10 protein-coding genes are annotated in these 13,192 nt (G+C 62.4%); 2 read left to right on the top strand and 8 right to left on the bottom strand.

Features of this window, described 5'->3' with window-relative positions:
- Positions 1-12 precede the first annotated feature (12 nt).
- The 5 genes from OGM60_04735 to OGM60_04715 form a co-directional block, all read right to left on the bottom strand.
- Positions 13-1,056 (bottom strand): DHHA1 domain-containing protein, encoded by a 1,044-nt coding sequence (locus OGM60_04735; protein ID UYJ00097.1) that lies wholly within the window; start codon positions 1,054-1,056, stop codon positions 13-15.
- A complete protein-coding gene (rbfA, locus tag OGM60_04730) occupies positions 1,049-1,459 on the bottom strand; it encodes a 30S ribosome-binding factor RbfA (GenBank protein ID UYJ00096.1) in 411 nt (136 codons plus the stop codon). Before rbfA ends, OGM60_04735 begins: the two co-directional genes overlap by 8 nt.
- 11 nt (positions 1,460-1,470) lie before the next feature.
- Positions 1,471-4,185, bottom strand: coding sequence for a translation initiation factor IF-2 (gene infB / locus OGM60_04725; protein ID UYJ00095.1), 2,715 nt, complete (start codon positions 4,183-4,185; stop codon positions 1,471-1,473).
- A gap of 91 nt (positions 4,186-4,276) precedes the next feature.
- The gene (gene nusA, locus OGM60_04720) at positions 4,277-5,521 is read right to left on the bottom strand and encodes a transcription termination factor NusA (GenBank protein UYJ00094.1); all 1,245 of its coding nucleotides are present in this window, start codon (positions 5,519-5,521) and stop codon (positions 4,277-4,279) included.
- A gap of 1 nt (position 5,522) precedes the next feature.
- Positions 5,523-6,017, bottom strand: coding sequence for a ribosome maturation factor RimP (locus OGM60_04715; protein ID UYJ00093.1), 495 nt, complete (start codon positions 6,015-6,017; stop codon positions 5,523-5,525).
- 370 nt (positions 6,018-6,387) lie between these two features.
- On the opposite strand from OGM60_04715, the gene OGM60_04710 reads away from it, so the two are divergent.
- Positions 6,388-6,960, top strand: coding sequence for a hypothetical protein (locus OGM60_04710; GenBank protein ID UYJ00092.1), 573 nt, complete (start codon positions 6,388-6,390; stop codon positions 6,958-6,960).
- Between the two features lie 104 nt (positions 6,961-7,064).
- Here OGM60_04710 and leuS read toward each other — a convergent pair whose 3' ends face one another.
- Together leuS and OGM60_04700 are read right to left on the bottom strand one after the other, a co-directional pair.
- On the bottom strand, positions 7,065-9,641 hold the full coding sequence (gene leuS / locus OGM60_04705) for a leucine--tRNA ligase (protein UYJ00091.1): 2,577 nt from the start codon (positions 9,639-9,641) through the stop codon (positions 7,065-7,067).
- A gap of 370 nt (positions 9,642-10,011) precedes the next feature.
- The gene (locus OGM60_04700; protein ID UYJ00090.1) at positions 10,012-11,523 is read right to left on the bottom strand and encodes an IMP dehydrogenase; all 1,512 of its coding nucleotides are present in this window, start codon (positions 11,521-11,523) and stop codon (positions 10,012-10,014) included.
- Between the two features lie 193 nt (positions 11,524-11,716).
- Here OGM60_04700 and OGM60_04695 point away from each other — a divergent pair, with 193 nt between their 5' ends.
- Entirely contained in the window at positions 11,717-12,061 is a 345-nt protein-coding gene (locus tag OGM60_04695) for a LysR family transcriptional regulator (protein UYJ00089.1), read from the top strand.
- Positions 12,062-12,188: 127 nt separating this feature from the next.
- Here the strand turns inward: OGM60_04695 and OGM60_04690 are convergent, their stop codons facing one another.
- Positions 12,189-13,181, bottom strand: coding sequence for a PLP-dependent transferase (locus tag OGM60_04690; GenBank protein ID UYJ00088.1), 993 nt, complete (start codon positions 13,179-13,181; stop codon positions 12,189-12,191).
- Positions 13,182-13,192: the final 11 nt, after the last annotated feature.

Raw genomic sequence — 13,192 nt, 5'->3', positions numbered from 1 at the left:
CCATCCAAAAAGTTAGAGCTCGACGGTCACCGAAGCGGGATCCTCCCCTACCAGCTCGGCCAGCATGGGAAGTGCCGCGGTGAGCGTCTCGGAAATCGTTCCGGCGTTGGTAAAGCCGGCGGCAGCGTGGTGCCCACCTCCGCCAAAGTTGGCCGCAATCTCGGAAACATCAAGATCGCCCTTGGAGCGCAGGTTGCCGCGCACCTTAGTATCGCCCTCGATGCCCTTAAGGAACAGGCAGACCTCGACGCCCATCACCGAGCGCACCACATCGACCAGGCCGTCGCACTCATCCGAGGTGACGCCGCATTCCTTGAGGTCACTCTCGTACGCGTAGCTATATGCCACGCGCCCGCGCGCGACCGTCTTGATGCGACCCATGACGATGGACTTGAGGTGCAAGAACTCGACACGCATGCTCTGGTAGACCTCGAGCGCGACGCGCGCCGGATCGGCACCGTGCGCCACCAGACGCGAGGCGGCATGAAACGCTGCAGCATCGGCGTTCTGATACTGAAAACGACCGGTGTCGGTGACCAGACCGCACAGCAGGCAGGTGGCGATGCTGTCGCTTGCGGTAATACCGCAATCGGCCAAAAAGCGGTCGATGATCATGGCGCAAGCAGCGGCATTGACACACCTAAGGCTGACCTCGGCAAACTCCTCGCGTGCCGGGTGATGGTCAAAGCACGCCACGTGAGCCGAACGACGCAACACCTCGGCGGAATTATTGAGGCGCTCGACGACCGGCACGTCTACCGAAATGAACAGGTCCGGGTTGCCGGTGTAGGCAGATGCCGGCACCAGCAGATCGGCGCCCTCCATAAAACGGTAGATGCGCGGAACGGGATCGTCGTCTGCCAGCAGCAGGGCGATGTCCTTGTCGGGGAACACCTTCATAAGCGAAAGGCCCAGGCCCAACACGGAGCCCAGGGCATCGCCGTCGGGAGAGGTGTGACCCGAGATCGCAATGGAGGACGCACCCTCGATGAGCTCGAGGATGCGTCGTTTAATATCTGCAGACTCGCACGAGGCGAGATCGGCGGAATTAGTCATCTAAAGCTGCCTCCTGGGCGGCATCCGCTATGGGGTAGCCGTCCTCGTCCTTTTCGATCGCAAGCGTGGCCGGAACGTTTTCCAGCGCACGCGTGATGCGCTCGGCCTCATCGGTCGAGCGATCGATGCGAAAATCGAGCTCGGGCGTGACGCGCCAATCGAGCGAGCGAGCCAACAGGCTGCGAATACGGCCCTTGGCGCTGGCAAGCGCCTCCATGACCTCATCGTAGCGGCTCGCATCGCACGACACGTACACGCGTGCGAACGAACGGTCCACCGCGACCTCGACCGCAGTCAGGGTGACCAGGTCGAGACGCGGATCGGAAACCTCAAAGAGCAGGATATAACCAAGCTTCTCGCGAAGCTGCTCGCCCAAACGGCGGGTTGCCTGCGTTTGCTTCATAGCGCTACCCCCTACTCGGTACGGGCAACCTGGTCGATGCGGTAACCCTCGATCTGATCGCCGGGCTTGATGTCCTGGAAGTTCTCCAGGCCAATGCCGCCCTCGGAACCGCTCTTGAGGCTCTTGGCCTCGTCCTTGTAGTGGCGCATCGAGGCAATCTTGCCGTTGAAGACCACAATGCCGTCACGCACCAGGCGCACGGAATCGGTCGCGGCGATCTCGCCCTCCTCGACGCGGACACCGGCGGCGATGCCGACTTTGGGCACCTTGAAGGTGTCCAGGACGGTCGCGGTACCCGTGGAGACCTCGACCTCGGTGGGCTTGAGCATGCCGATGCGGGCAGCGTCGAGCTCCTCGAGGCACTTATAGATAACGTCGTAGCAACGAATCTCGACGCCCTCGCGCTCGGCTGCGGAGCGGGCCTTGCCGTCGGGACGCACGCCAAAGCCGATGATGATGGCGTTGGAGGCGTCGGCCAGGACGACGTCGGTCTCGTTGATGGCACCGACGGCGGAGTGGATCGTGTTGATGCGGACCTCGGACTGATCCATCTTGTCGAGCGAGTCCTGAAGGGCCTCGATGGAACCCTGGACGTCGGCCTTGATGATCAGGTTGAGCTCCTTGACCTCGGCATCGGCGATGGTCTCGAAGAGGTTCTCGAGCGTGACGTGCTTCACGCGGCTCTGCTCCTCGATACGGGCCTTGAGCGAACGCTCATCCGCCAGGGCGCGAGCCTCGCGCTCATCCTCGAACACGCGGAACTCGTCACCGGCGTTGGGCACGGACTGCAGGCCCAGGATCTCGACGGCGTCGGAGGGGCCGGCCTCGGTGACGGCATTGCCCTTGGGGTCGAGCATGGCGCGGACGCGGCCGTAGGTAAGGCCGGCGACCAGCGTATCGCCCACGTGCAGGGTACCGCGTGTCACGAGAACCGTGGCAACCGAACCGCGGCCCTTGTCGAGCTTAGCCTCGAGGACGTTACCGGAGGCAAAGGTGTCGGGGTTGGCCTTGAGCTCGAGCACGTCGGCCTGGAGCAGCACGGTCTCGAGCAGGTCGTCGATACCGATCTTCTGCTTGGCCGAGATGTTGACGAACATGTTCTGTCCGCCCCACTCCTCGGGGATGATGCCGTACTCGGTGAGCTCCTGGCGCACGCGGTCGGGGTTGGCGCCCGGCTTATCAATCTTGTTGACGGCGACGACGATGGGTACGCCGGCGGCCTTGGCGTGGTTGATCGACTCGATGGTCTGAGGCATGACGCCGTCGTCGGCAGCCACGATTAGGATGACGATGTCGGTCACCTTGGCGCCGCGGGCACGCATAGCCGTAAAGGTGGCGTGGCCCGGGGTATCGATGAAGGTGATCTTGCGGTCGTTGATCATGACCTGCGAAGCGCCGATGGCCTGAGTGATGCCGCCCGCCTCGCCGGCAGCGACACCGGTGTGGCGGATGGCGTCGAGCAGGCTCGTCTTGCCGTGGTCGACGTGGCCCATGACGGTGACGACCGGGGCGCGCGGCTTAAGGTCGGCGGGATCGTCATAGAACGAGAAGGTGTTCTCCTCCTCGGGGGTGATGATCTTGATCTGGCGACCCAGGTCGTCGGCAACGAGCTCGACGAGGTCGTCGGACATGGACTGCGTCATGGTAAGCGGCGAGCCCAGCAGGAACAGGCGCTTGATGATGTCGTTGGCCGGAACGTCGAGCGCCTCGGCGAGCTCCTGGACGGTAACGCCCTGGGAGACCTTGATGGCGTCGAGCTCCTCGGGGTTCACGCCCTGGGCCAGCGCCTCCTCAATCTTGCGCTCCTCCTGAGCCTTTGCGGCCTCGCGCTCGCGCTTCTCTTTGCGCTTTTTGCGGCGACCAGTGGACTCGCGAGAGGCCTCCTCGACGGCGGCACGAGCCTCCTCGAGCACCTTCTCGCGACTGTACTCCTCGGCCTCACGAGCCATGCGGCTGTAGTGGTCCTCATCGTTGCCGTGACCGCCCTTGCGCTTCTTACCCTTGCCCTGCTTATCGGGGTTGGGGAAGTCCATACCGGCAGCGACGTTGTTGCTGGCGTTGGTGCGATGGCTGTGCGGACGGCTCTCGGAGGCGTTACGCTCGGAGTTGCTGTCGGAGGCGTTGCGATCGTTACGACGGCCACCGCGACGGTCGTTGTTGCCGCCACGACGGTTGCCGCGCTCGGAGGCGCGCTCGGCCTTGGCCTTCTCCTCGGCGTCCTTCTTCTCCTTGAGCACGGTCTCCTGTGCGGCGATCTGGTCGAGCAGCGAACGGAAGCGCGAACCGGAGTCGGAAGCGGGGACGGCGCGGCGCTGGGCCTCGCGGGCAGCCTCCTCCTTCTCGCGGGCAAGGCGCTCCTGCTCGGCCTTCTTCTTGGCCTCGGCCTCGGCGCGGGCGGCCTCCTCGGCAGCCTGGGCGGCGGCGAACTGGCGGCGCTCCTCCTCGCGTGCCTTCTCGGCGGCGATGCGCTCACGCTCGGCCTCGGCAGCGCGCGCTGCCTCCTCGGCGGCGGCTGCCTCCTCCTCGGCCTGCTTGGCGGCCTCGACTTCCTTGGCGCGAGCCTCGATCACCGAGGCGAGCTGCTTGCGGACCATGGCGACATAAGCGTCCTCCAGAGCGGAGGAAGCGGACTTAGCGGGAATCTTCATTTCGGTGAGATGACCCATCAGTTCCTTGGAGGTCATGCCGAACTCTTTGGCCAGGGTGGACACACGGACTTTTGCCATATGACTTCACCTACCCTTTCTGGCACCTTGGGTGCCTAGAGACTGAACGAGCGTGGGAGATGCGCCGGGACCCGCCCGGCGCGACCGCGCGCTAGATCAGGTCCTCCGCATCATCGAAGGCGTCGGTGTCGTGGACACCGCAGAAACGGGAGCCGGGGCGGGCCTGGTTGCGGCACTGAATGCCGTCCTCGGACACGTACTCGCAGCGACGGACGTCGTCGTCCTCGTCACCGATCAGGTCGGCGGCGGGCTCCTCGTGAACGGGGACGTTCTTGAGGATGTCGGCGGCAAGGGTCTCGGACTTGATGTCGATGTGCCAGCCGGTCAGGCGAGCGGCGAGGCGGGCGTTCTGGCCCTCCTTGCCGATTGCGAGCGAAAGCTGGTCGTCGGGCACGATGACGCCGGCGTAGGCCTTCTCCTCGTCGATGAGGACGCGGGTGACCTTGGCGGGCGACAGGGCGTTGGCGACGTAGACGGCCGGATCGGCATCCCACAGGATGACGTCGACGCGCTCGCCGCGGAGCTCGCCCACGACGGCGCGAACGCGGCTGCCCTTGGGGCCGACGCAGGCGCCCACGGGATCCAGGCGGTCGTCGAGCGAGTGGACGGCGACCTTGGAGCGCTGGCCGGGCTCGCGGGCAATCGACTTAATCTGGACGGTGCCCTCATAGATCTCGGGCACCTCCTGCTCAAACAGACGACGCATGAGCTCGGGGTGGGTGCGGGAGATGACGATCGGCGGACGGCTGTGCTCGCCGCGAACCGGCTGCAGGTTGGAGTTGGGATCGCGGACGTCGATGATCACGGCCTTGATGTGCTGGTTGTGCAGATAGCGCTCGCCCATCGGACGCTCGTTGCGCTCGTTCTCGTAACGGCGCTGGTCAAAATGCGGCAGCTCGGCCTCGACGCCATCGCGGATCTTTACGATCGTGAAGTCGGGCGTGGACTGCAGCACGGTACCGCTGATGAGGTCACCGATACGACCGGAGAACTCCTCGTAGATCTGCTCGCGGGCGGAGTTGCGCACGATGGCGTTAATCTCGGCCTTGGCGTGCTGGGCGGCGATGCGGCTCGTGTTCTTAGGGGTGACGTCGATCTCCTCGAACTCGGTGAAGTTGCCCTCCTCGTCCATGGAATCGTCGATCGGCTCCAGGCGGTAGACGTAAATCTTGCCGGTGGTGCGGTCGATGGTCACCTTGGCGCCCCACTCAAGATGCAGGATCTCGGCGTAGCTCTTGGCGAGCGACTGCTCCAGGCGGTCGATCAGGTAGAGCTGGTCGATGTGCTTGTCCTGGCAAAGCTCCATCAGGGCGGACATCATGTCGGATGCTGCCATCTTACTTTCCTTCCTTCGCGGGCTTGAAGTCATAGGTGGGCTTCAACTTGCACTTTTTAACATCACAGAAATCGAGGGTGACGGACTCGCCGTCCTCGAGCTCGAGGGTCACGTCCGTCTCGGTCGCGGCGGCGATCTTGCCGGAGTACTTGCGACGGCCCTCGGTAGCGGTGGAGGTGAGCTCACAGTCCTCGCCCACAAAACGGGCAAAGTCGCGCGGGCGGCGCAGCGGGCGCGCCATACCCGGGCTCGACACCTCGAGCGTGTAGCTCGAAGAAATCGGGTCGAGCTCCTCGATCACGTCGCCGACCCACTTGGTATTGGCCGTGACGTCGTTGAGCGACAGGCTCTGACCCTCGGAACCCTCGATACGCACACGCACGCAGGGGGCCTTGGTGGCGCCCACGAGCTCAACGTCGACAATATCGACATCGTGCTGGGGAGCGACGGCCTCGAGCGCGTCGATGATCGCCTGCTCGGTCTTGGTCTTGACCATTGCGGCACCTCCATCCATACAAAAAAGAAGCGGGGCCGAAACCCCACTTCTTTCAATTACTACTTCATTTGCAAGCAAACTATACCAATACCTGCGAAAACGTGCAAGCGTCAAAGAAATTCGCAGGTCAGCGCGCCCACAGCTTCTCCACAAGAATAGGACAATTAGGCGAGGACTCCTGCGCGTCGCCCACCCAAAAGCCCCAAAACGGGCCATGCGTCCCAGCGCACCGGCCAAATCGGGCCCTATGAGCATTCCATCCTTGGTCGCACATCGGCCAGACTGCACGTAAGGGACATTCTGGAACAGATAAGCCGTACTCACGCATTGACCGCACAACCTTCCGGATCCTCTACGGCAAGGAGACACCATGAAACGCCTAGGCACCTTCTGCACGATCGCGCTCGCCATTGCAGCCTGCTCGTTCGCTCTGGCGGGCTGCAGCAACATCGATGGTAAAACCGGACCATGTGAGCCGGATCTCGGCAGCACAAAAGCCATCGAGAAGACGACGCCTTCTGAGCGCTTCGACAAAATAGACGAAGATATAGTCGACCCCCAGGGCTTAGGTCCCGACCCTCAAGAACAGTTCCCCATCGACCTTGAGGCAGACGAGAACGTCCAAGTTACCTGCGTGGGCAAGGACACGGATGGCTACGGTGACGCCGTGTTGGTCTTTGCAGTGACAAACAACACCGATGTCGACATGATGTTTGGCGATGTTGATGCTTATGCCTACGTCAACGGTGTCGTCCGCGACGTGCGCATGCGCCAGCCCGTCGCCGCAGGCGAAGAAACGACCGCAATGCTCACCTTTGTAGGCACCTTCGACGACCCAAATTTTGACGTGAACAACGACCTCAACGACATCTACCTCAATATCTGGATGTTTGAGGAGCAAACCGGCAACGTCTACTTTAGGGACTTGGTACACATTCCGTAGAGGGTAGCGCTAGACGCCAGCCAAAAGGAACACACAGTGCAAAACAAGAGACGACCCAGCTGGATCGTCCCTCGTCTTTTATGCGTCAGCTATGCTCGCAGCGCTTACTTGACCACCAGGTTGACCAGCTTGCCGGGCACGCAGATGGCCTTGACGACCGTCTTGCCCTCGAGCCACTTGGCGACGGCAGCCTCGGCGGCAGCCTGCATTTCCTCGTTGGAGGCATCGCGGGCCACGTCGATGCGGCCACGGACCTTGCCGAGCACCTGGACGACGATCTGCACCGTGTCCTCGATGGACTCGGCCAGGTCGAACTCGGGCCAGGCGGCGGTGTAGGCGTTGTCCTCGCAGCCGAGTGCCTCATGCCACAGCTCGTCGGCCCAGAACGGGCAGATGGGCGCCAGGACGCTCACAATGTCCTTGGCCACGCCGTAGCACAGAGCCTTGTCGCGGTCAGCACCCTCGGTGGCGTTGAGGTAAGCGCTCGCCGCGTTGACGAGCTCCATGACGGCCGAGATCGCGGTGTTGAACTGGCCGCGGTCGAAGTCCTCGGTGCACTTGGCGATGGTGCGGTGACGCTCGCGGTAGAGCTTCATCGCGACCTCGTCGAGCACGGACTTGTCGAAGGCCACGTTGGCGTCACCCGACTGGACGAGCTGCCACACGATACGCCAGGCGCGCTTGATAAAGCGGTTGGCGCCCTCGACAGCCTTGGGATCCCAGTCGAAGTCCTTCTCGGGCGGGGCGATAAACAGGATCGCCAGACGCATGGTGTCGGCGCCGTAGGGCTCGATAACCGAGCTCGGGGGCACGACGTTGCCCTTGGACTTGGACATGGTGTCGCCGTTCTCGTCCTTGACCATGCCCTGGCACAGCAGGTTGGTGAAGGGCTCGTCCACGCTCAGCAGTCCCAGGTCGCGCAGCGCCTTGGTAAAGAAGCGGCTGTAGAGCAGGTGCAAAATGGCGTGCTCGATGCCGCCAATGTAGTTATCGACGGGCATCCAACGGTCGGCCGCCTCGCGGGAGAAGGGCAGCTCGGTGTTGTGCGGATCGGTATAGCGCAGGTAATACCAGCTGGAGCAGGTGAAGGTGTCCATGGTATCGGTCTCGCGCTTGGCCGGGCGACCGCAGACCGGGCAGGTGGTCTCGTAGAAATCCTTGCACTCGGCGAGGGTCTCGCCAGCGCCCAGGTCCAGGTTCTCGGGCAACGTCACCGGCAGCTGATCCTCGGGCACGGGCACGATGCCGCAGTGCTCGCAGTGGATGGCCGGGATAGGGTTGCCCCAATAGCGCTGGCGGCTAATGAGCCAGTCGCGCAGGCGGAACTCGACCTTGCGACGGCCGCAGCCCATGGTCTCGAGGTCGGCCACGATGGCAGCCTCGCCCTCGGAGTGCTTACCGCCGCGCATGCCGGTGTACTTGCCGGACTGGACGAGCGTGCCCTCGGCAGCGTGGGCGCAATCCCAGTCGACGGTCTCGGCATGGAAGGTATCGATGGTCTCGCCGCTGGCCTCGACGGCAGCGCGATCGTCATCGTCCAGGATGATCGGCACGATCGGCAGGTCGTACTTGCGGGCAAACTCAAAGTCGCGCTGGTCGCCGCAGGGAACGGCCATGACGGCGCCGGTGCCGTAGTCGGCAACGACATAATCGGCAACCCAAACGGGGACCTTTTCGCCGTTGACGGGGTTCACCACGTAGCGGCCCGTAAAGGCACCGTGCTTCTCGAGGGTGCCCTGGGCACGCTCCACGGCAGAGATATGCTTGGAGTCCTCGACGATCTTGGTGACGGCCTCCTCATACTCCGTGCCCTCGACGAGCTCGTGCAGACGGGCGTACTCGGGAGCCAGGACAAAGAAGGAGACGCCAAAGAGGGTATCGGCACGCGTGGTGAAGACGGTGATCTTGCCCTCGTCGCCCTCGATGGGCTCGCCATCCTGGTCGCACAGGGTAAAGTCGACCTCGGCGCCCTCGGAACGGCCGATCCAGTTGGCCTGCATCTGCTTGACGCGCTCGGGCCAGCCGGGGAGCTTCTCCAGGTCATCGAGCAGCTCCTGGGAGTACTCGGTGATCTTGAAGTACCACTGCTCCAGGTCGCGCTTCTCGGGCTCGGTGCCGCAGCGCCAGCACTTGCCCTCGGTGACCTGCTCGTTGGCCAGAACGGTCTTGCAGTTAGGGCACCAGTTGACCGGGTTCTTCTTGCGATAGACCAGGCCCTTTTCCCACAGCTTCTCAAAGATCCACTGACCCCAGCGGTAGTAGTCGGGGCTGCAGGTCTTGACCATGCGATCCAGATCGTAGGAGAAGCCCATGCGCTTCATCGTGGCGAGCGCCTGGTCCATATTCTTATACGTCCAGGCGGCAGCCTGCGTATTGTGCTTGATGGCGGCGTTCTCGGCGGGCAGGCCAAAGGCGTCAAAGCCGATGGGATGCAGCACGTCGTAGCCGCGCATGCGGGCCTGACGGGCCATGGCATCGCCGATGGTATAGTTGCGCGCATGGCCCATGTGCAGATCGCCCGACGGATACGGGAACATCTCGAGCACATACTTCTTGGGCTTGCTGTCGTCGGTGTCGACGGCAAAGAGGTTGGAGTCCTCCCAGGCCTTCATCCACTTGGACTCAATGGCCTGCGCGTCGTAGGCAGGGATCTCATCCTTATGATCTGTGCAATCGCACATATCAGCTCCTTTAATCTTAGCTGGGGTCGGTCGGCTTGGCTTTATTCGCTACTGCGGACAGTCCTGCGCAAGACGAAGAGCACATTAAGTGCTCTTCTTTGCGTGCGGAACTTGTAGCGAACAAAGCCAAGCCGACCGACCCTAAGGTTAACTTGACTGATGATAGCAAATACGACAAGCGAGATGCCTGCGACTTGCAGGCATCTCGCTTTATCTAAATAACGTGGTTGTGAATCAACCGCTAATTGTTACCCGCCCAAATATGGTCGGGTTTTCCAAGTGCCGCAGATTGCCGTGAAAGAGGAGCGACGCGTACTTTGGTACGCGAGCGACGGTTTGAACGGCAAGGTGCGGTGCTTGGGAAAGCCGCTTATCGATAGGAAACGCTCTGCTGAGAATCCTTCACGACAACATCGTGGGCGCCGCCTTCGACGATCGAGGTCGAGCTCACCAGGGTCAGGCGTGCCTTTTCCTGGAGCTCGGGGATCGAGAGGGCACCGCAGTTGCACATCGTGGACTTGACCTTGTAGAGCGTGCCGCCCACGCCGTCCTTGAGGGAGCCGGCGTAGGGAACGTAGGAGTCGACACCCTCGACGAAGCTGAGCTTCGCGGCGCCACCCAGGTCGTAGCGCTGCCAGTTGCGGGCACGCGCGGAACCCTCGCCCCAGTACTCCTTCATATACTGGCCGTTCACATTGACGCGCTCGGTCGGGCTCTCGTCGAAGCGGGCGAAGTAGCGACCCAGCATCATAAAGTCGGCACCCATGGCAAGGGCGAGCGTCATGTGGTAGTCGTAGACGATGCCGCCGTCGGAGCACACGGGCACGTAGACGCCGGTCTCCTCGTAGTACTCGTCGCGAGCGCGGCAGACGTCGATCAGCGCGGTGGCCTGGCCACGGCCGATGCCCTTGGTTTCGCGGGTAATGCAGATGGAGCCACCGCCGATACCGACCTTGATGAAGTCGGCACCGCAGTCGGCCAAAAAGCGGAAGCCCTCGGCGTCGACGACGTTACCGGCACCGACCTTGACGTCCTCGCCGTAGTTGGCGCGGATCCACTCGATGGTGCGCTTCTGCCACTCGCTGAAGCCCTCGGAAGAATCGATGCACAGAACATCGGCGCCGGCCTCGATGAGCAGCGGAACGCGCTCGGCATAGTCGCGGGTGTTGATACCGGCGCCGACCATGTAGCGCTTGTCGTTATCGAGCAGCTCGTTGGGGTTGGTCTTGTGGCTGTCGTAGTCCTTGCGGAAGACGATGCCCATGAGGTGATCGTTGTCGTCGACGATGGGCAGAGCGTTGAGCTTGTTGTCCCAGATGACGTCGTTGGCAACCTTGAGGCTGATGTTCTTGTCGCCCACGATGAGCTGCTCACGCGGGGTCATGAACTCGGAGACCTTCGTCTGGTGGTCATCGCGACTGGGGCGATAGTCACGGCTGGTGACGATGCCCAGGAGCTTACCCTTGGGAGTGCCGTCGTCAGTGACCGGCATGGTGGAATGACCGGTCTTCTCCTTGAGCTCGATGACCTGCTCCATGGTCATGTCGGGGGTCAGCGTGGAATCGGACTGAACAAAACCAGCCTTGTGATCCTTGACGGCCTTGACCATAGCGGCCTCGGACTCGGCGCTCTGGGAACCGTAAATGAAGGACAGGCCACCCTCGGTAGCGAGCGCGACACCCATGTCGACGCCCGAGACGGACTGCATGATGGCGGAAACCATGGGGATGTTCAGGGTGATTGCCGGCTTCTCACCGCGCTTAAAGCGGGTCAGCGGCGTCTTAAGAGAGACGTTGTTGGGGATGCACTGCGAGGACGAGTAACCAGGGACCAGCAGATACTCCGAAAACGTGTGGGACTCACCGGGAAAGAACGTAGCCATGTTTCTCCTTTTTCCATGCGACCGGTCGGCTGCAGGCCTCGTAGGACCCAGCCCAACCTTGGGCGCCCAATACTGGGGAAGTATCTTAACGCACTTTGACTGCTACAATGCATGATTTAAGAAGAGCACATGAGGGTTTGACGCAGGCTTTGCGTTTACCCAGCAAACACTTTAGCGGGGAGACGTGGAGCACATGGAGTACAAGACGACGGCAAAGCTGGTCATTCAAGCGTGCGACAATGATCTGCCGGGCGTGTTCGGCCACGGCTGCGTCTTGCTGCTGCAAGGCATCGCCCGCGAGCACTCGCTCAACCGTGCCGCCAAGAGCATGGGCATGGCGTATTCCAAGGCCTGGCGCATCGTAAACGAGGCCGAAGGTCAGCTGGGCTGCAAGCTCATCGAGCGCGACGGCGCCCGCGGATCCACCCTCACCCCCGCCGGCGAGCGAGCCATAGCGGTCTACGAGGAGCTGCAGGCCGACATCAACAACGTCATCGCCACCAAAGCCAACGACCTCATCGCCAGCATCAAAGAGTAGCCAATTTGGGGCTTTTAGCTACACAACCCCTTCTCCTAAGTTGCGGTGAAATAGGGACTGTTTATGCGGTTAAAGCCGTAAATCAATCCATATTTCACCGCAACTTATGGAGTTGAGGATGATTTAGCTAGTTGCGGAGGGCATTATCTAGGGTGGCGGCCACGATCAAGGGATCGTCGGTACCGGCGAAGAGGCGGATGGTGCTCCCCTGCCTGCCGCGTGGGGCCGAAAGGCGCGTCGTTGCGCCGCCGGCGGGCGATGTGCGAAACTCCCCCGGCAAAGCGTCGAACAGCTCGCCCGCGCTACGCTCGATAAGGTCAAATTCAACTGCCGGACCAAAGCCGTGCTCGAGGATTCCCGTTGCAACCGCATGGTCGGGATGCGAGCTCAGCCCGGGATAGCGCACGTTGCGCACCATCTCATTCGCAGCCAAGTACTCGGCCAGCGCACGGGCGCGGTCGAAATGCGCCTGCATGCGGGTATCGAGCGAGTCCAGCCCGCACTCCAGCACACCGGCCTCGTCAGCAAGCAAATCAAGCTTAACCAAGCCACGGCCCTCAAGCAGGGCATGCGCGCACTCAGCCGCGGCATCCATACGATGGCGCTTGAGCTGCGAGCGCGCCACCGAAGCGGCGACCAACTTGCGCGGAGCCTTACCAGCGCACACACGGTCGAGCGCCTCAAGTGACAGCACGGCACCCAGCCGCAGCGGATTGCAGCCAAAAGCCGACGCCACGGTGTTGTCCACAACCAGCAGCGCGTGGGCCTCACGAGCCGCGCGGCCCAGAGCACGAAGTTCGGGCACACGAAGACCAAACCCGCCGATAGAGTTGACGAACCACCACAGATGCGGTCCCTCGGCATCAAACGAAGCATCAAAATCCTCGGACGCGGCAGTAAACGCCGCAACCGACGGCGGGTCCACGAGCACAACATCACAGCCTTCAAAGCCGTGCGCAAACGCATCGGCAAAGTCATCCGCAAAGGCCACCAGACGGTCACCGGGACGCACAATACCCAATTGCGACAGCGCCGCCGGCACATGCGAGGCCGCAAGCAACCACGCCTCACGCGCGCCGGCCCTTGCAGCCCAGGCCTCTTCTAGCTGCTGTACATCCACACGACACCGTC

The organism is Coriobacteriaceae bacterium (assembly GCA_025757745.1).
GTDB lineage: Bacteria > Actinomycetota > Coriobacteriia > Coriobacteriales > Coriobacteriaceae > Collinsella.
The sequence above is the reverse complement of the archived record's forward strand: the minus strand, read 5'-3'. Positions and strand labels throughout refer to the sequence as shown.

Excerpts from the sequence above, each read along its gene's own strand:
- OGM60_04735 (UYJ00097.1), bottom strand. The coding sequence starts at position 1,056 with ATGACTAATTCCGCCGATCTCGCCTCGTGCGAGTCTGCAGATATTAAA.
- rbfA (UYJ00096.1), bottom strand. The coding sequence starts at position 1,459 with ATGAAGCAAACGCAGGCAACCCGCCGTTTGGGCGAGCAGCTTCGCGAG.
- infB (UYJ00095.1), bottom strand. The coding sequence starts at position 4,185 with ATGGCAAAAGTCCGTGTGTCCACCCTGGCCAAAGAGTTCGGCATGACC.
- nusA (UYJ00094.1), bottom strand. The coding sequence starts at position 5,521 with ATGGCAGCATCCGACATGATGTCCGCCCTGATGGAGCTTTGCCAGGAC.
- OGM60_04715 (UYJ00093.1), bottom strand. The coding sequence starts at position 6,017 with ATGGTCAAGACCAAGACCGAGCAGGCGATCATCGACGCGCTCGAGGCC.
- OGM60_04710 (UYJ00092.1), top strand. The coding sequence starts at position 6,388 with ATGAAACGCCTAGGCACCTTCTGCACGATCGCGCTCGCCATTGCAGCC.
- leuS (UYJ00091.1), bottom strand. The coding sequence starts at position 9,641 with ATGTGCGATTGCACAGATCATAAGGATGAGATCCCTGCCTACGACGCG.
- OGM60_04700 (UYJ00090.1), bottom strand. The coding sequence starts at position 11,523 with ATGGCTACGTTCTTTCCCGGTGAGTCCCACACGTTTTCGGAGTATCTG.
- OGM60_04695 (UYJ00089.1), top strand. The coding sequence starts at position 11,717 with ATGGAGTACAAGACGACGGCAAAGCTGGTCATTCAAGCGTGCGACAAT.